Annotated in this window: 16 protein-coding genes and 1 tRNA gene; 9 read left to right on the top strand and 8 right to left on the bottom strand. The window is 65.2% G+C overall.

Going from position 1 to position 16,481, the window contains the following annotated elements; genetic code table 11:
* Positions 1-28: 28 nt before the first annotated feature.
* Both lipA and SLG_RS08910 read left to right on the top strand, forming a co-directional pair.
* Positions 29-1,006 carry a lipoyl synthase gene (gene lipA / locus SLG_RS08915; RefSeq protein WP_014076129.1) on the top strand — a complete coding sequence of 326 codons (978 nt, stop codon included), beginning with the start codon at positions 29-31 and terminating at the stop codon, positions 1,004-1,006.
* Between the two features lie 6 nt (positions 1,007-1,012).
* Positions 1,013-1,489 carry a type II toxin-antitoxin system RatA family toxin gene (locus tag SLG_RS08910; protein ID WP_014076128.1) on the top strand — a complete coding sequence of 159 codons (477 nt, stop codon included), beginning with the start codon at positions 1,013-1,015 and terminating at the stop codon, positions 1,487-1,489.
* Here SLG_RS08910 and SLG_RS08905 read toward each other — a convergent pair.
* Both SLG_RS08905 and SLG_RS08900 read right to left on the bottom strand, forming a co-directional pair.
* Complete coding sequence (locus SLG_RS08905; RefSeq protein ID WP_041392983.1) at positions 1,435-1,971, bottom strand: CinA family protein; 537 nt, start codon at positions 1,969-1,971, stop codon at positions 1,435-1,437. The genes SLG_RS08910 and SLG_RS08905 overlap by 55 nt on opposite strands.
* A gap of 81 nt (positions 1,972-2,052) precedes the next feature.
* Positions 2,053-3,249: a bifunctional 2-C-methyl-D-erythritol 4-phosphate cytidylyltransferase/2-C-methyl-D-erythritol 2,4-cyclodiphosphate synthase gene (locus SLG_RS08900; RefSeq protein ID WP_014076126.1), complete on the bottom strand. Its 1,197-nt coding sequence runs from the start codon at positions 3,247-3,249 to the stop codon at positions 2,053-2,055.
* Positions 3,250-3,333: 84 nt separating this feature from the next.
* On the opposite strand from SLG_RS08900, the gene dusB reads away from it, so the two are divergent.
* The 7 genes from dusB to hflX all read left to right on the top strand — a co-directional run bounded on the left by dusB (position 3,334) and on the right by hflX (position 12,762).
* Entirely contained in the window at positions 3,334-4,362 is a 1,029-nt protein-coding gene (gene dusB, locus SLG_RS08895; protein WP_014076125.1) for a tRNA dihydrouridine synthase DusB, read from the top strand.
* Positions 4,352-5,470 carry a two-component system sensor histidine kinase NtrB gene (locus SLG_RS08890; RefSeq protein ID WP_014076124.1) on the top strand — a complete coding sequence of 373 codons (1,119 nt, stop codon included), beginning with the start codon at positions 4,352-4,354 and terminating at the stop codon, positions 5,468-5,470. Before dusB ends, SLG_RS08890 begins: the two co-directional genes overlap by 11 nt.
* Positions 5,467-6,918 (top strand): nitrogen regulation protein NR(I), encoded by a 1,452-nt coding sequence (ntrC, locus tag SLG_RS08885; protein ID WP_014076123.1) that lies wholly within the window; start codon positions 5,467-5,469, stop codon positions 6,916-6,918. The genes SLG_RS08890 and ntrC overlap by 4 nt, the downstream gene beginning before the upstream one ends.
* 142 nt (positions 6,919-7,060) lie before the next feature.
* The gene (locus tag SLG_RS08880; RefSeq protein WP_051003722.1) at positions 7,061-9,307 is read left to right on the top strand and encodes a sensor histidine kinase; all 2,247 of its coding nucleotides are present in this window, start codon (positions 7,061-7,063) and stop codon (positions 9,305-9,307) included.
* Positions 9,297-10,664: a nitrogen assimilation response regulator NtrX gene (ntrX, locus tag SLG_RS08875; RefSeq protein WP_014076121.1), complete on the top strand. Its 1,368-nt coding sequence runs from the start codon at positions 9,297-9,299 to the stop codon at positions 10,662-10,664. Before SLG_RS08880 ends, ntrX begins: the two co-directional genes overlap by 11 nt.
* Positions 10,665-10,883: 219 nt before the next feature.
* Positions 10,884-11,372, top strand: coding sequence for an RNA chaperone Hfq (hfq, locus tag SLG_RS08870; RefSeq protein WP_014076120.1), 489 nt, complete (start codon positions 10,884-10,886; stop codon positions 11,370-11,372).
* A gap of 70 nt (positions 11,373-11,442) precedes the next feature.
* Complete coding sequence (hflX, locus tag SLG_RS08865) at positions 11,443-12,762, top strand: GTPase HflX (protein ID WP_014076119.1); 1,320 nt, start codon at positions 11,443-11,445, stop codon at positions 12,760-12,762.
* 139 nt (positions 12,763-12,901) lie between these two features.
* Here hflX and mazG read toward each other — a convergent pair whose 3' ends face one another.
* From mazG to grxC, 6 genes are all read right to left on the bottom strand, one after another.
* The gene (gene mazG / locus SLG_RS08860) at positions 12,902-13,678 is read right to left on the bottom strand and encodes a nucleoside triphosphate pyrophosphohydrolase (protein WP_014076118.1); all 777 of its coding nucleotides are present in this window, start codon (positions 13,676-13,678) and stop codon (positions 12,902-12,904) included.
* A gap of 55 nt (positions 13,679-13,733) precedes the next feature.
* The gene (locus SLG_RS08855) at positions 13,734-14,582 is read right to left on the bottom strand and encodes a WecB/TagA/CpsF family glycosyltransferase (RefSeq protein WP_014076117.1); all 849 of its coding nucleotides are present in this window, start codon (positions 14,580-14,582) and stop codon (positions 13,734-13,736) included.
* A 124-nt stretch (positions 14,583-14,706) separates the two neighbouring features.
* Positions 14,707-14,783, bottom strand: a tRNA-Arg gene (locus tag SLG_RS08850).
* Positions 14,784-14,862: 79 nt separating this feature from the next.
* Positions 14,863-15,339: a DUF1178 family protein gene (locus SLG_RS08845; protein WP_014076116.1), complete on the bottom strand. Its 477-nt coding sequence runs from the start codon at positions 15,337-15,339 to the stop codon at positions 14,863-14,865.
* Positions 15,336-16,163, bottom strand: coding sequence for a carbon-nitrogen hydrolase family protein (locus tag SLG_RS08840; RefSeq protein WP_014076115.1), 828 nt, complete (start codon positions 16,161-16,163; stop codon positions 15,336-15,338). Before SLG_RS08840 ends, SLG_RS08845 begins: the two co-directional genes overlap by 4 nt.
* A gap of 16 nt (positions 16,164-16,179) precedes the next feature.
* The gene (gene grxC / locus SLG_RS08835; protein ID WP_014076114.1) at positions 16,180-16,437 is read right to left on the bottom strand and encodes a glutaredoxin 3; all 258 of its coding nucleotides are present in this window, start codon (positions 16,435-16,437) and stop codon (positions 16,180-16,182) included.
* Positions 16,438-16,481: the final 44 nt, after the last annotated feature.

Below are 16,481 nucleotides of genomic sequence, written 5' to 3'. Positions count from 1 at the left end.
GCGGCGTGCGGATCGCTATCTGGACCCAATGAACGACATTTCCTCGGAACCGCGCGGCCTTGGTTCGCGCAAGCCGGACTGGATCCGCGTCAAGGCCCCCGTCAGCCAGGGCTATGAGGCGACCCGCAAGCTGATGCGGGACAAGGGACTGGCGACTGTCTGCGAGGAAGCCGCCTGCCCGAACATCGGGGAGTGCTGGACGAAGAAGCACGCCACCGTCATGATTTTGGGCGATGTCTGCACGCGCGCCTGCGCCTTCTGTAACGTCAAGACGGGCATGCCGCGTCCCGTCGACCCCCGCGAGCCCCAGAATCTGGCCGATGCCTGCGCCGAGATGGGGCTGGAGCACATCGTCGTCACCTCCGTCGACCGGGATGACCTGCCCGACGGCGGCGCGCGGCAGTTTGTCAAGGTGATCGAGGCCCTGCGCCGCACCACGCCGGAAACGACCATCGAGATCCTCACGCCGGATTTCCGCAACAAGCATGAAGCCGCCGTAGAGGCGATCGTCGCTGCCCGGCCGGACGTCTATAATCACAATCTGGAGACGGTCCCGCGCCTCTATCCCACCATTCGGCCGGGTGCGCGTTACTACGCCTCGCTGCGTCTGCTGGAGATGGTGAAGAAGCTTGATCCCTCTATCTTCACCAAGTCCGGCGTGATGCTTGGCCTGGGCGAGCAGCGGCTCGAAGTGCATCAGGTGATGGACGACATGCGCTCGGCCGATGTCGATTTCCTCACCATGGGGCAGTATCTGCGGCCCACGCCCAAACATGCGCCGGTGATGGAGTTCGTGACGCCGCAGGCATTCAAGGCCTATGCGGCGATTGCGCGGGCCAAGGGCTTCCTGCAGGTGGCATCGAGCCCGCTCACGCGCTCCAGCTATCATGCCGGCGCGGACTTCCAGCAGATGCGCGCGGCGCGCGAGGCTGCGCTGGCGAAGGCCGCCGCTGCTTCGGGCATCGGCCCGGCCGGATCGGGGGCAGGGGAGGCGTCAGCCCGCTGACCTGCCATGCCCAGACATAACGAAACCCGAAGACTGCCCTACAGCCCGGCCCAGATGTATGATCTGGTGGCCGATGTCGCGTCCTATCCGGAATTCCTGCCCTGGGTGACGGCCATTCGCGTCCGCTCGCAGAGCGAGACGGAAATGGTGGCGGACATGGTGGTCGGCTTCAAGGGGCTGCGCGAGACCTTCACCTCGCGCGTCGTCAAGCGCCGGCCGGAAAGCGTGCATGTCGATTATGTCGACGGGCCGCTGCGGCATCTTTCCAACGACTGGCAGTTCCGGCCGGACGGGGAAGGCGGCGTCCTCATCGACTTCTCGGTCGATTTCGCGTTCAAGAGCCGCATGTTCGAGATGCTGGCCGGGCAGGTCTTTGACCGGGCCCTGCGCAAGATGATCGGCGCTTTCGAAGAGCGCGCCGCAGCGCTTTATTCGCCCAGCGCCTCCGGCAACAGCAATTCGAGCGCACACAGCGCGGCGTGAAGCCGGATCTTCGCGCGGCCTTCGTCCTCGAACCGTCGCAGGTCCGCCACCACATTCTCGCTTTCGTCGCCGCGTTCGGCGCGGGCGAAGACGACGGTGCCGACCGGCTTGAGTTCCGTTCCGCCGTCAGGACCCGCGACGCCAGTGATCGAGACGGCGATATCCGCGCCGCTGCGATTGAGTGCGCCTTGCGCCATGGCCCAGGCCGTGGCGATCGAGACCGCGCCGAAGGTATCGAGCACGTCCTCGCTCACACCGAGCAGGCTGACCTTCTGCGCGTTGGAATAAGTGACGAAACCTGCTTCGAACACCGCGGACGAACCGGGAATTTCGGTGAGCGCTGCGGACACGAGGCCGCCAGTGCAGCTCTCGGCAACAACGATACGCCGTCCGAGCTTGCGATTGGCCTCGATTACCTCGCGGGCCAACGTCACCAGCTCTTCCGGCAGCAAGCATATCTTTGCTTCTGCGACCCCTGCCATGCCGCGCAGCATGGGCCGATCCGCCTCAAAAGCCAATGGCATTAACTCTCCTGCGGGTTTCGCCCAGTGAACCGGTGAGGCTCAGGCCGCAGGAAAGGCCGGTTCTTCGGGCAAGCGGAGGCTCGCCAGGGCTTGCGCCGCGATGCCCTCGCCCCGGCCGGTGAGGCCAAGCCGTTCCGTGGTCGTCGCCTTCACGCTCACCCGCGACTCAGGCAGGTCCATGATCCGGGCGAGGGCGCTGCGCATCGCATCGCGATGAGGCCCGATCTTCGGAGCCTCGCAGATGATGGTCACGTCGACATGGTCGATGATCCCGCCCCGGGCGCGGACACGCTCCGCCGCGAAGGCCAGGAACTGCCCGGATCGCGCGCCGCGCCACTGCGGATCGGAGGGAGGGAAATGGCTCCCGATATCGCCTTCCGCCAGCGCGCCCAGAATGGCGTCGACAAGGGCGTGGATCGCCACATCTGCATCGCTATGGCCGGACAGCCCATGGCTGTGGGGAATTTCGACACCGCACAACCAGAGCGGCGCGCCCGCGACCAGCCGGTGAACATCGAAGCCGAGGCCAGTGCGGGTCGTCATCATTGCCATGAGCTCCCGCTCCATTCTTTCATGATCGCCCGGCCAGGTGATCTTGTCGAGCCGGGGGTCGCCGTCCACCAGCCGGACTGCGCTGCCCGTCGCCCGGACCATCTGCGCGTCGTCCGTCGGTTCCAGCTCGCCGGACCAACTGCGATGGGCGGCCAGCACCACTTCAAAATCGAATGCCTGCGGCGTCTGCACCCGGCGCAGGACTGCGCGGTCGATCACGGCGCCGGCCTCGTCCCCCTCCGCCCGCACCAGCGTATCGGCCACCGGCAGCACGGGCATGGCTGCTGCAGCGCCCGTCGAGAGTGCGGTCAGCAGCCGGTCGATCACGCCTGCCGGCAGCAGCGGGCGGGCACTGTCATGGATGAGCACGCGCGCGGGCGGAGTCTCCGCGCTCGCCAGGGCTTCCAGCGCGTTCGCAACCGATTGCCGGCGGGAGGCGCCGCCTTCCACGATGAGCACATCCGCGGCCTCCTCGCCAAGCATCGCGCGCGCTTCGTCCGCGAGGCCCGGCGCCACCACCAGCAGCACGCTGTCGACGGCGGGATGCCCGCGCAAGGCCGAGATGGAATGGGCGGCGACCGGCCGCCCGGCGAGCGGGCGATATTGCTTGGGCAGCATCGCACCCGTGCGTGAACCGCTTCCGGCAGCGAGGAGGATAGCAGCAGTGCGCGGAGGGGAGACCATGAGCGAGGCGCTTAGCCTAGCGGTTGCTTGCTCGCCAACCGCTTTCGCGCTAAGGGCGCTGCCTGTTTTTTAGGCATTCTGAACATGACGACGCTCAAGCCCATCCAGATCGGTCCGGTGCGGATCGACATGCCGGTGATCCTCGCCCCGATGACGGGTGTCACCGACATGCCCTTCCGTACGCTCGTGCGCCGTTATGGCTCCGGGCTCAACGTTACCGAGATGATCGCCTCGCCTGCGATGATCCGGGAGACGCGCCAGTCGCTCCAGAAAGCGGCATGGGCACCGGCCGAGGAGCCGGTCTCGCTCCAGCTTGCCGGCTGCCAGCCCGCCGAGATGGCGGAGGCCGCGAAGCTGAACGCCGATCGGGGCGCCGCGATCATCGACATCAATATGGGCTGTCCCGTCAAGAAAGTGGTCAATGGCGATGCGGGTTCGGCGCTGATGCGCGACCTGCCGCTCGCGGCCAGCCTCATCCGGGCGACGGTTGAAGCGGTCGATGTGCCCGTCACCGTCAAGATGCGCATGGGCTGGTGCCATGACAATCTGAATGCGCCGGAGCTGGCGCGCATCGCGGAGGATCTGGGCGCGCGGATGATTACCGTCCACGGCCGCACGCGCAACCAGATGTACAAGGGCAGTGCCGACTGGGCCTTCGTGCGGAAAGTGAAGGATGCGGTCGGCATCCCCGTGATCGTCAATGGCGACATCTGCTCCATCGAGGATGCGCGCACCGCGCTGGCGCAGAGCGGCGCCGACGGAGTGATGATCGGCCGGGGCGCTTATGGGCGGCCCTGGCTGCTTGGCCAGGTCATGCAGGCGCTGGCCACCGGCGAGCACCGGTCTGACCCCGATCTGGCCGAGCAATATGCCATGATCACAGAACATTACCGTGCAATGCTCGATCATTATGGCGAGATGACGGGCGTCAACATGGCGCGCAAGCATCTGGGCTGGTACACGCGCGGCCTGCCGGGCTCGGCGGAATTCCGCAACAAGGTGAACCAGGTGCCGGACGCGGCGCGCGTGCTCGACATGCTGGCCCGCTTCTATGAGCCGTTGCTGGCGCAGCCCGAAGCGGTCCTGCGCGAACCAGTGCGGAATGCAGCCTGAGAACGGGAGAAACCGGCTGTCGAGCCAATTCCTTCCCGGCAGGGGGGCACTGCCGGACGCCGCCGAACTGATCGCCGCGCACCCGGTCGCCACGCTGCTGATCGGACCGGACGGCCGCATCGCGTCGGCCAATGCCCGCGCGGAATCGCTGCTCAACATGGCGCGCTCCGCTCTGGTGGGCAGTGTCGTCGGGCGCGTGTTGCGCATTGCCGATCCGCACATGGATACGGCCATCTGGATGACGGACAAGCCGCTCTCCGCCTTCGGCATCCAGGTCCATGCCGGGCGGAACGAGGCGCTGGAAATGGATGTGTTGATTCATCCGCTGCTCGAGGACGAGCGCTGGCGGGTCGTGGCGCTCCATGTTCATGGCCAGTCCCAGACGCTCGGCGTGCGCCGCTCCTCCATGGGCGTGCGCTCGGCGACGGGCGCGGCGGCGATGCTTGCGCATGAGATCAAGAATCCGCTTTCCGGTATCCGCGGCGCGGCGCAGCTTCTGGAAGGCGATGCGGGGGAAGCCACACGTCCGCTCACCAAGCTGATCTGCGACGAGGTGGACCGCATCGCGGCGCTGATCGACCGGATGCAGCACTTCACCAGCAACCAGCCGCTCGCCTGCCGCCCGGAGAACATCTATCCGCTGCTCGATCGTGCGGTGGAGATCGCGACCGCCGGTTTCGCGCGCGATTGCCCGATCGTGCGGACCTATGACCCCTCCCTGCCATTCGCGCAGGTGAATGGCGACGCCTTCGTCCAGATCATGCTCAATCTCGTGAAAAATGCGGTGGAAGCCGTGGAGGGGGTCGAGGATGGGCGAGTTCAGGTCGCCACGGCCTATCGGCACGGCCTCTCGGTGCTGAGCGGGAAGGGGACGTCCCCCCTCCAGATCGAGATTCAGGTGATCGACAATGGTCCCGGCGTGCCGGACAGCATCCGGGACGTGCTGTTCAATCCCTTTATTTCCAACAAGCGCAGCGGCCAGGGCCTCGGCCTTGCTCTTGTGGACAAGCTGGTGCGGGACATGAACGGGCTGGTGCAATATGAGCGGGACCAGGCATCTGGCCGTTCGATCTTCAGGGTGCTGTTGCCGATGGGCGCGAACGGATGACCAGACTGACCGGCAAGATTCTCGTTGTGGATGACGACCCGGCCATCTGCGTCGTCATATCCGAAGCGCTCAAGCGTCAGGGCCATATCGTCCGGACGGTCGGCTCCATTGCCGAGCGTCGCGCGACGCTGCCCGTCTTCGCGCCGGATGTGCTCATCACGGACGTCATGCTGCCGGATGGCGATGGTCTCGACGATGTCGGCGCCATCCTCGCCGAGGAGCCCGATCTCAAGGTCATCATCCTTTCCGCGCAGAACACGCTCAACACCGCGGTGCGCGCGACAGGGCAGGGCGCTTTCGAATATCTTCCCAAGCCTTTCGATCTCAACGAGCTGAGCCGCGCGGTGGCCGAAGCCATCAGCGTGCGCTCGAGCGGCGACGCGCCGGAAGCGGGCGAAGGCGGCGGCGGGGAGGAATTGCCGCTGATCGGTCGCTCACCCCAGATGCAGGAAGTGTATCGCACGATTGCGCGGGTGGTGAGCAACGATCTCAACATTCTCGTGCTCGGCGAATCCGGTACCGGCAAGGAACTGGTGGCCGAAGCGATCCACAGCCTTGGGCCCCGGCGCAGCCAGCCCTTCGTGGCGATCAACATGGCCGCCATCCCGCGCGAGCTCATCGAGGCGGAGCTGTTCGGTTATGAGCGCGGGGCCTTCACCGGTGCGGTCGCTCGCTCCGCCGGCAAGTTCGAGCAGGCGGAGGGGGGCACGCTGTTCCTCGACGAGATCGGCGACATGCCGATGGATGCGCAGACCCGCCTGCTGCGCGTGCTCCAGTCCGGCGAGATCACGACAGTCGGCGGCACCCGGCCAGTGCGCGTGAACGTGCGGATCATCGCCGCGACCAATCAGGATCTCCCGGACCTGATCGCCGAGGGGCGTTTTCGTGAGGACCTGTTCTATCGGCTCAATGTCGTGCCGATCCGCCTGCCAGCCCTGCGGGAACGCGCGGGCGACGTGCCTCTGCTTGCCCGCTATTTCCTCGACAAGGCGGCGCAGGGCGGCCTGCCGCGCAAGAGCCTATCGGACGAAGCGGCGCGGTTGCTCGAGGCCTATGACTGGCCCGGCAATGTCCGCGAACTGCAGAATCTCATGAAGCGGCTGACCGTGCTGACCCGCGATCAGGAAATCCAGGTACAGCATCTGCGCCAGGTCCTCACCTTTGCGCAGACGCTGGGCGGGGCCACCGCGAGCGGCGCGGTGGATCTGCGCGAAGCGGCCCGGCGCTGGGTGCGGGAACAACTCGCCGTCGGCACGGGCGCCATCGCGCATGATCTTCACGATCGCCTGCTCGGTGTCATTGAACCCGTATTGCTGGGCGAGACGCTGGCCGCGCTGGACGGCAACCAGATCCGGGCGGCGGCAACATTGGGCATGAACCGCAACACGCTGCGCAAGAAACTCAATCATTACGATATCGATCCCGCCATGCCCTTGCGCGAGCGGTAGAACGCGTTTTTCGGACAGCACGGGGGGCGGCCCGGCGACGGGTTGCCTGGGCGGGACGATCCTCTCGTAAAGCGTGTTTTCAGAGACACGCCGATGTTGTATCGCTGCCACGATGGATCAGAGAACGGGTCGGAATGCAGGGATGGACGAGTCGTCGCCGACCTTGTTCGGCTCGCCTCGGCTCGGCCGCCTTGCGGAGCTTCTGGCCGGCGTCACGCTGCTCGTCACTGCCGGTTTCACTTACTGGCTGATCGGTCGGCCGCAGCAGGACGATTCGCTGCTCAGCGCGCCCGTGGTGGCGCTGTTGCTGGTGCTGAACCTGCTGCCGGCAATCATCCTGCTCGTGCTTATCGGCCAGCGGATCGCGCGCCGCCGCGCCGCACGCAGCCTCGTGGGCGGAAACGGGCGCCTGCACGTGCGCCTCGTGGCTCTGTTCTCGATGATTGCTAGCCTGCCGTTGCTGCTGGTGGTGATCTTCGCCTCGCTCCTTTTCCAATATGGGGTGCAGTTCTGGTTCTCGGCCGATGCGCGCGGCATGCTGCAGAATGCCAGCGATCTCGCGCGCGGCTATTATCAATCCAATCTCAAGGAGCTGGGTGACGAAACCATCACCATGGCCAGCGACTTGCGCGATTATCTCACCCAGTCGAGCATCACGAGCCCCTCCTTCGCCGAGGGCTATATCTATCAGGTCGTCACCCGGAAGCTGAACCGCTCGGCGATCATCGAGATTGGCCGCGATGGCGTGGCGCGCACGGCTGCGACGGTGGACCCCGAGCAGCGCACGGCGGCGGACGTGATCACGCCCGAGATCATTCGGCATCTGCGCGCCGGGCAACCGGTTTTCGTCCAGGCCAAGCCCAACCAGATCGAGGCCTTCGCGCTGCTTTATCCGGATTCCCGCACCTTCCTCTATGCCACGCGCGATTCCGCCATATCCGCGTTCAGCGAGATGGAGCGGGCACAGGCCGTGCTCGCCGATTATGACGAGTTCGCCGCCCGTTCGCGACAATTGCAGCTGCGCTTCAACATCGCCCTGTTCATCGGCACGCTGATGCTGGTGGGGACGGCGGTCTGGATCGCGCTGGCTGTCGCGGACCGGCTGGTGCGGCCGGTGGGCGAGCTGGTCGACGCGGCCCGCCGCATCACCGCGGGGGATCTCTCCACGCGCGTCGCCGATGCCCATGGCCGGGACGAGCTGGGCACGCTCGCCAGCACATTCAATCGCATGACCCAGCGGCTGGAGGCGCAGACCACCGCACTGGTCGCCGCCAACAACCAGCTCGCCAACCGCCGCGCGCTCATCGAGGCGGTGCTGTCGGGCGTCAGTGCCGGCGTCATTTCGGTCGATCCCCATGGCGAGATCCTGCTGCTCAACAGTTCGGCGACTGCTCTTCTCGTGAAGCCCGGCGTCCAGGCGGTCGGCCTGCCGCTCGCTGAACTCTCGCCGGAGCTTGCCGAACTCATGGAAGCGGGGACCGGAGCGGACATCATCCAGATCCGCGCCGGCGGCGAGATTCGCACGCTCGCGGTTCGGGTGGTCGCCGAGGGCGGCAACCGGGTGCTGACCTTCGACGATATCACCCAGCAGCTGCTCGACCAGCGCCGCGCGGCCTGGTCGGACGTGGCCCGGCGTATCGCGCACGAGATCAAGAATCCGCTCACGCCGATCCAGCTCGCCGCCGAGCGGCTCCAGCGCCGCTATGCCAAGGAGATCGAGTCCGATCCCGGTACCTTCCGTCGCCTCACCGAGACGATCGTGCGTCAGGTGGGCGATCTGCGCCGCATCGTGGATGAGTTCGGCTCCTTCGCGCGCATGCCCAAGCCGGTATTCCGTGAGGAAGCGCTGATCGATATCGCGCGTCACGCGATGTTCCTGCATGAGGTGGCGCATCCCGAGATCGCTTTCGCTTTCGAGGGCGACGCGACGGATATCACGCTGGTCTGCGATCGGCGGCAGATCGGTCAGGCACTGACCAACATCGTCAAGAATGCGGTCGAGGCGATCGAGCAGCGTCATCTCGGGGAAGCCAGCGAGACCGGGCGCGGGGAGGACCCTTCCGCGCCTCATGGCCATATCGCCATGGCCGTGCACCAGCAGGAGGGCGAGCTCGTCATTTCCGTTGCGGATGACGGCATTGGCCTGCCGGTGGAACGCGAGCGGATCATCGAGCCCTATATGACGACGCGCGCCAAGGGCACCGGCCTTGGGCTCGCGATCGTGAAGAAGATCGTGGAGGAGCATTTCGGCACGATGAGCTTTGCCGACGCGGAGAATGGCGGCGCAGTGGTGACGCTGCGTTTTGATGTCGCGCGGCTCGCTCGCCTGGCGGAGGACGGCGAGGAGCGGCCCGGAGATATGATGAAAGAGACACTGAATGGCGCTTGATGTTCTGATCGTGGATGATGAAGCGGATATCCGGGAGCTTGTCGCGGGCGTCCTGGAGGACGAAGGCTTCGAAACGCGGCTCGCCGCCAGCAGCGATGAAGCGCTGGAGGCCTTGGCGGCGCGCAGGCCATCGCTGGTGCTGCTCGACGTCTGGCTGCAGGGCTCGCGGCTCGACGGGCTGGAACTGCTCGAGGAGATCAAGCAGCGGGATGCGACCATTCCGGTGCTGATGATATCCGGGCACGGCAATATCGACACGGCCGTCGCGGCCATCCGCAAAGGCGCGGTCGATTTCATCGAGAAGCCCTTCGAGTCCGACAGGCTGCTTCACATCGTCGGCCGTGCAACCGAGACGGAGCGGCTGCGGCGCGAAAATCAGGTGTTGCGCGCGCGTTTCGGTCAGGAAGAAGAATTGACCGGCACCAGCAATGCCATCAATTCGGTGCGCGCCACCATCAAGAAAGTCGCGGGCACCGGCAGCCGCGTGCTGATCTGCGGTCCTGCCGGCGTGGGCAAGGAAGTCGCTGCCCGGATGCTCCACAACTGGTCCGGCCGGGCGGACGGTCCGTTCGTCATCGTCACGGCCGCCCGCATCGAGCCTGAGCGGGCCGAGGAAGCGCTGTTCGGCGTCGAGACGCCGGAGGGCATCATTCGGCCCGGCCTTCTCGAGCAGGCGCATGGCGGCACATTGTTCCTGGACGAGATCGCGGACATGCCGCTGACCACCCAGGGCAAGATCCTGCGGGTGCTGACCGACCAGAGCTTCACGCGCATTGGCGGCCAGCGGCAAGTGAAGGTGGATATCCGCGTGATTTCCTCCACCGCCCGCGATCTCAAGGAAGAGATCGAGGAACGGCGTTTCCGCGAGGACCTCTATTACCGCCTGAACGTGGTGCCGCTCGTCATTCCCCCGCTGGCAGACCGCCGGGATGATATTCCCGGGTTGGTCGAGCATTATCTGGCCCGTTTCGCGGCAGAGCGCGGCATGCCGGCGCCGGTCATGGCGCCCAATACCATGGCGGCGCTGCAGTCAGGAGACTGGCCCGGCAATGTGCGGCAGCTCCGCAATGTCGTGGAGCGCACCATCATCCTGGCGCCAATGCAGCCCGGGGGCGTGATCGAGCTCGACATGTTGCCGGTCGACGCGACGGGCGGCAGCGACGATCTGGGGCTTTCGAGCGCGATTATGGGCGCTCCCTTGCGCGAGGCGCGCGAGAACTTCGAGCGCGAGTATCTGCGCATCCAGATCAAACGGTTTTCGGGGAACATCTCGCGCACCGCCGCGTTCATCGGCATGGAGCGCTCCGCGCTTCACCGCAAGCTCAAGTCGCTTGGGCTCGGAGAGGGCAGGGACTGAGGCGCGGGAAACGCCTCGCGCCTTGCGCGCGATCGACGGAATGAGCCGCTGGCCTGGGGGATGGCTGTCATGAATGGCTTTTGTGCATTGCAGCAGGCTATGGCTGGATTTCCCCCGGGGAATCGCCTAGGTTTCCAGCCGTCCCCACGCAGGGTGGGGCAATCGACGTTCAGACTGGACGCGATGCGGGCAGCGACCCGCCAATAACAGGAGTTAAAAATGGCCGATAAACTTAACAATCTTCAGGACATTTTTCTCAATAGTCTCCGCAAGAGCAAGACTCCGGTGACGATGTTTCTCGTGAAGGGCGTCAAGCTTCAGGGCATCGTGACCTGGTTCGACAACTTCTCCGTGCTGCTGCGCCGGGACGGTCAGACCCAGCTGGTTTACAAGCACGCAATCTCCACGGTCATGCCGGCGCATCCGCTCGATCTCTCGAAGATCGAGTCCGCCTTTTCCGCCAATGAACGCAAGCCCAAGCTGCTGCAGGAGATTTTCCTCTCGGCGGTTCACAAGTCCGGCGAGCCGGTGACGATGTTCCTCGTGAACGGCGTCATGCTTCAGGGCGAGATTTCCGCTTTCGACCTGTTCTGCATGCTTCTTCAGCGCGATGGCCTTGTCCAGCTCGTCTACAAGCATGCGATTTCCACGGTTCAGCCTGCGCATCCGCTCGATCTCTCCGGGGAGAGCGACGATGACGAAGACTGACCGGCGAGTCTGAACCATCGCCCATTTCACAGAACGTGAGGAGGTCGCGCGCGGGGCGCGGGCTGTCGTTGTGCATGCCGACCTTGGCGGGCGGCAGCGGCGCGACGTCTCCGCACGTCTCGAGGAAGCGCGTGGCCTGGCGCTGGCCATCGGGCTGGACGTCGTGGAGACAGGCGTCTGGCGCGTCCGCCAGTCGCGACCGGCCGCCCTGTTCGGGTCCGGTCAGGTCGAGGAGATCGGCGCACTGGTCGCACAGGCCGAAGCCGAGCTGGTCGTCGTCGACAATAATTTGACGCCGGTCCAGCAAAGCAATCTGGAGAAGGCCTGGTCCGCGAAAGTCATTGATCGCACCGGGCTCATCCTGGAAATTTTCGGCGAACGCGCCGCGACGGCGGAAGGCCGGCTCCAGGTCGAGCTGGCGCATCTCGATTATCAGGCCGGCCGGCTCGTGCGGAGTTGGACGCATCTTGAGCGTCAGCGCGGCGGCTTCGGGTTCCTTGGCGGTCCCGGCGAGACGCAGATCGAGGCGGACCGGCGCATGATCCGCGATCGCATGGCCCGCATCCGGCGGGAGCTGGATCAGGTGACGCGTACGCGGGGGCTGCACCGGGCCCGCCGTCAGCGCGCGCCCTGGCCGGTGATCGCGCTCGTCGGCTATACCAACGCCGGAAAATCGACGCTTTTCAATCGGCTGACGGGCGCAGATGTCATGGCGCAGGACATGCTGTTCGCCACGCTCGATCCCACCATGCGCCAGATCAGCCTGCCGGGCATCGACAAGGCGATCCTCTCCGACACAGTGGGTTTCGTCTCGGATCTGCCCCACCAGCTCATCGCCGCTTTTCGCGCGACGCTGGAGGAAGTGCTGTCGGCCGACCTCATCCTCCATGTGCGGGACATTGCGCATCCCGATACCGAGGCGCAGAAAGCGGACGTTCTCGATGTTCTCGCCGATCTTGGTGCCGCACCGGCGGACGAGGACGGGTCGGCCGGGAAGGCGGAAGCGCCGGACGCGGCGCATGAAGGGGGGGGGCCGGTCGCGCCGATCATCGAGATCTGGAACAAGGCCGACCTGATCGAGGATCCGGAGCGCCTTGCCGCCGTGCGCGCTCGCGCCGAGCAGGAGGGCAATGTCGCCATCGTCTCGGCGCTGACCGGGGAGGGGGTGGACGCGTTGCGGCGCATGCTCTCGGATATTCTGGCGAAAGGCCATCGCCGTTACGAGATCACGCTGGACGGCGGCGACGGCGCTGCGCTGGCCTGGCTCCATGCGCATGGCGATGTGCTCCTGGAAGAGCACGATACGTCGGGCGAAACCGCAACGGTGCATGTGTCGGTCCGCATGGCGCCCGCCGACCATGAGCGCTTCCTTCGCCTCCATAGCAACTGAGACCGTCGCTGCGCCCGCAAGCACCGGGCGCGGGGAGGGGGAAGGGGCGCCCTTTCAGGTCTTCCAAGGCTTAAAACAGCGGCTGGCTGCGCCGAGCTCGCTCAATGAGATTGCCGGAAGGCCGGCCGGGGAAGCCCGGTCAGTCGCGTCCGGCCGACTTCTCCGCTGCTTTCACGGCCTGCCAGAGCGCTTCCTGATCACCCAGCGAAAGCCCGGGAAAATCGGTGCCGGCCATGGCCTCCATGGCACGGAAGCGGCGCTCGAACTTGGCGTTGGCCCGCCGGAGCGCAGTTTCGGGATCAACCTTGTGATGGCGAGCGAGATTGGTCACCGCGAACAGCAGGTCGCCTATCTCTTCCTCAAGCGCCTCCGAGCCGACGGCGTCGGAGACCTCCTCCATTTCTTCCAGTATCTTGTTACGGACATCTTCGACATTGTCCCAGTCGAAGCCCACGCGCGCGGCGCGTTTCTGGAGCTTCTCGGCGCGGGCCAGCGCCGGCAATGCCACCGCAACGCCGGCCAGCGCCGAATGATCGCCGTCATCTTTCTCCGCGCGTTCCGCCGCCTTGATCTCGTCCCAGCCGGGCGATGCGCCGCCATCGCCGAAAACGTGCGGATGACGTCTCACCATCTTCTCGCAAATGGCTGTGATAACGTCGGATAAGTCGAACGATCCGGCTTCCTGAGCCATCCGGCTGTGGAACACCACCTGAAGCAGCAGGTCGCCAAGCTCGTCCTTGAGTCCGGCCATGTCGTCCCGCTGGATCGCGTCCGCGACTTCATAGGCTTCCTCGATCGTGTACGGCGCGATTGAAGCGAAGTCCTGTGCGACGTCCCACGGACAACCGTGCTCCGGATCACGCAGCCGCGCCATGATATCCTGAAGGGGAGTTATGTCCGCCGCCCTGCTGCTCATCTCAAAGTCCGATAATATATATTATGTTAAATGAAAGGGGTGCTCGGCGCGCGCATCAGCCCGTGATCGCCGCTTCCGGTTCAGCGCCGCCGGTCTCCGGCCTTGTCTTTCGCGCCGCGGTGACTGGCGAAAGAAATGCCGGCGGCCGGTATCGGCCAAGACCATCGAGCAGCACCAGCCAGAAGAATTCCGTGTTCCGCAGATAGCGCATGGCATAGCGCTTCGGATCGCTGAGCACCCGATGGAGCCATTCCATCGCGATGGCGCGCACCCATTTGGGCGCTCGCACCACGGCCTCGGCCTCATAATCGATCGTTGCGCCCACGCCCATGAAGACCTTCACGCCGGGCATGCGATGCCGATGCTTGCTGATCCAGATTTCCTGCTTGGGCGCGCCGAGCCCCACGACGAGACAGGTCGCGCCTGACGCGTTGATCATCTCGATGGCCGCGGCGCATTCGGCTTCGTCATTGACGAAGTTCATCGACGGTCCATGCGCGCCGACGACGATATCACGACCGGCCAAGCGATTGATGCGGGCCTGCGCCATGGCCGCCACGCCCGGCTTTGCGCCCAGAAGGAACATCCGCACATCGGGATTGGATGCGTGATGTTGCCAGTAAGCCGGCACGATGTCCGATCCGCACGCCTTGCGCATGGGGCCTCGACCAAGCGCCAGCACGCCGCCCCTGACATATTTGCTGTCGCACGACACGATCGTGGCGTCCGCATAAGCGGCGGCGAAGTCCGGGTTGCGCTGGAGCTGGTAGAGATGATCGGAATTGACGGTGAAGAGTACGTCATTGTCGAGGTGCTCGACCAGTTCCTGGACCGAAAGATCGTCGATCCACACATTGAGCAGCCGCGCCTGCCGCCAGGCCGCTTCGCCGCGCGGCGGCGCCATTCGCTCGTTTTCCATAGTCGGCCCCGTCAAAGGATCGCTCCCTCGGGACGGCCGCGTCGGGGATCGCTCCAGTTCATGTCTGCTTCTCCGTCAAAGCACGCATGCCATCCGACGCGTTAAGGATTGGTGCGCCCGACAGGATTCGAACCTGTGGCCCCCAGATTAGGAATCTGATGCTCTATCCTGCTGAGCTACGGGCGCATGCCATGCGCTCCTATTGTGCCGCTTGGACCGGGTCAATGTCCACCGCCTTGAAGCCTGTGGTCGGTCCGGCTGCAATTCAGTGCAATTCGTCAGGCGGCGCGATCGGCACGAGAAGCGGCGCGATGGGGATCCCCTCCTCCAGCATCTCCTTGGCGTCCGCCGGCTTTGCGACGCCGTGGAGGATCGCGGGCTCGGCTTCCCCATAATGAATGGCCCTCGCCTGCTCGGCAAAGTCGGCGCCTACCCAGCGGGATTCCTTCAACATTTCCGCCTGGGCGCTCGCCAGCGCATCAAGGAGGTGCTGAACGCGCTCCGCATGGACCTGCGGATCCTGCGGAATCCCCGGTTGCTTGTCGGAACGGCCGGCAAGATCGCTGCGGCGATTGCCCTTCATGGCCACGGCCGGCGCCATGACGGCCTTGGAAATCGTCGGGCAGCCGCACGTCGGGCAGTGGATCTGCCCTGCCCTGCGCTGCTCCTCATAATCGGCGCCAGACCGAAACCAGCCTTCGAAGATGTGGTTGCTGGAACATTGAAGGTCGAAGGAAATCATGAAATCACAACGTCTCCGATCGGCTTGCGATGCCGCAGGGCCGGTATTCTCGTTCGCACATCTTCCAGCCGATCGAGGGGCAGGTCCACATAATGGATGCCGATCGTCTGACCGGCGTCGAGAAGGACGGTGCCCCACGGATCGACGACCAGGCTGTGGCCATAAGTGTGGCGGCCATCCTCATGCCGTCCGCATTGCGCCGCCGCAACGATGAAACTTGCCGATTCAATCGCCCGGGCGCGCAGCAGCACATGCCAGTGCGCCTCGCCGGTCGGCACCGTGAATGCGGCCGGCACCGAGATGATATTCGCACCGGCATCACTGAGTGCGCTGAACAGGGCGGGAAAACGCAGGTCATAGCAGATCGTCAGTCCGAGCCGACCCCATGGCGTCTGGGTGGCGACGGGCTGCTCTCCCGCGACATAGCTATTCGATTCCCGCCAGCTCTCGCCGGTCGGCAGATCGACATCGAAAAGATGGATCTTGTCATAGCGGGCCCGGATATTCCCGGCGGGGTCGATGAGATAGCCCCGGTTGCGGCGCTTGCCCGGCTGATGCTCATCGGCGATCGCCAGCGAGCCCAGATGGACCCATATGCCGGCGTCCTGCGCTGCTGCCCGGACGGCCGAGAGCACGGCGTCCTGCTCCTCGTGGACAATCACGCTCCCGGAGCGCTGCCGGTCCCTGTCGAGACAGCCCGACATTTCCGGGGTAAACAATATCCCGGCGCCGCTACGGGCAGCCTCCTTGATTCCGGCAACGAGCGCTGACGCATTCGCCTGCGGGTCGATACCGGTATTCATCTGGAACAGCGCGATCCGCATGACTCGGGCGCCCGCTTCAGAGCCCGAGGCGCTCGTCGAGCTTCCCGCTGACCTCCAGCGCCATGAGATCGTCGCACCCGCCCACATGCTGACCGTCGATGAAGATCTGCGGCACGGTGGCGCGGCCATTGGCGCGCTGGATCATTTCCGCGCGGCCGGGGCCGCCCATCGTGATGTCATATTCCTCGAACGCCACGCCCTTGTCACGGAGCAAGGCAAGAGCGCGAGCGCAATAGCCGCAGAACGCGCGCGTATAGATCTCGACCTGATGCATGGCGATGCGCTTCCTTTCTTTTTTCTTTCCCGGATGTTGGAGCG

Source organism: Sphingobium sp. SYK-6 (genome assembly GCF_000283515.1).
In the GTDB taxonomy this organism is placed as follows: domain Bacteria; phylum Pseudomonadota; class Alphaproteobacteria; order Sphingomonadales; family Sphingomonadaceae; genus Sphingobium; species Sphingobium lignivorans.
The sequence above is the reverse complement of the archived record's forward strand: the minus strand, read 5'-3'. Positions and strand labels throughout refer to the sequence as shown.

Excerpts from the sequence above, each read along its gene's own strand:
- hfq (WP_014076120.1), top strand. The coding sequence starts at position 10,884 with ATGGCCGATAAACTTAACAATCTTCAGGACATTTTTCTCAATAGTCTC.
- SLG_RS08855 (WP_014076117.1), bottom strand. The coding sequence starts at position 14,582 with ATGGCGCCGCCGCGCGGCGAAGCGGCCTGGCGGCAGGCGCGGCTGCTC.
- SLG_RS08910 (WP_014076128.1), top strand. The coding sequence starts at position 1,013 with ATGCCCAGACATAACGAAACCCGAAGACTGCCCTACAGCCCGGCCCAG.
- SLG_RS08840 (WP_014076115.1), bottom strand. The coding sequence starts at position 16,163 with ATGCGGATCGCGCTGTTCCAGATGAATACCGGTATCGACCCGCAGGCG.
- SLG_RS08900 (WP_014076126.1), bottom strand. The coding sequence starts at position 3,249 with ATGGTCTCCCCTCCGCGCACTGCTGCTATCCTCCTCGCTGCCGGAAGC.
- SLG_RS08880 (WP_051003722.1), top strand. The coding sequence starts at position 7,061 with ATGGACGAGTCGTCGCCGACCTTGTTCGGCTCGCCTCGGCTCGGCCGC.
- grxC (WP_014076114.1), bottom strand. The coding sequence starts at position 16,437 with ATGCATCAGGTCGAGATCTATACGCGCGCGTTCTGCGGCTATTGCGCT.
- mazG (WP_014076118.1), bottom strand. The coding sequence starts at position 13,678 with ATGAGCAGCAGGGCGGCGGACATAACTCCCCTTCAGGATATCATGGCG.
- SLG_RS08905 (WP_041392983.1), bottom strand. The coding sequence starts at position 1,971 with ATGGCAGGGGTCGCAGAAGCAAAGATATGCTTGCTGCCGGAAGAGCTG.
- dusB (WP_014076125.1), top strand. The coding sequence starts at position 3,334 with ATGACGACGCTCAAGCCCATCCAGATCGGTCCGGTGCGGATCGACATG.
- lipA (WP_014076129.1), top strand. The coding sequence starts at position 29 with ATGAACGACATTTCCTCGGAACCGCGCGGCCTTGGTTCGCGCAAGCCG.
- ntrC (WP_014076123.1), top strand. The coding sequence starts at position 5,467 with ATGACCAGACTGACCGGCAAGATTCTCGTTGTGGATGACGACCCGGCC.
- SLG_RS08845 (WP_014076116.1), bottom strand. The coding sequence starts at position 15,339 with ATGATTTCCTTCGACCTTCAATGTTCCAGCAACCACATCTTCGAAGGC.
- ntrX (WP_014076121.1), top strand. The coding sequence starts at position 9,297 with ATGGCGCTTGATGTTCTGATCGTGGATGATGAAGCGGATATCCGGGAG.
- SLG_RS08890 (WP_014076124.1), top strand. The coding sequence starts at position 4,352 with ATGCAGCCTGAGAACGGGAGAAACCGGCTGTCGAGCCAATTCCTTCCC.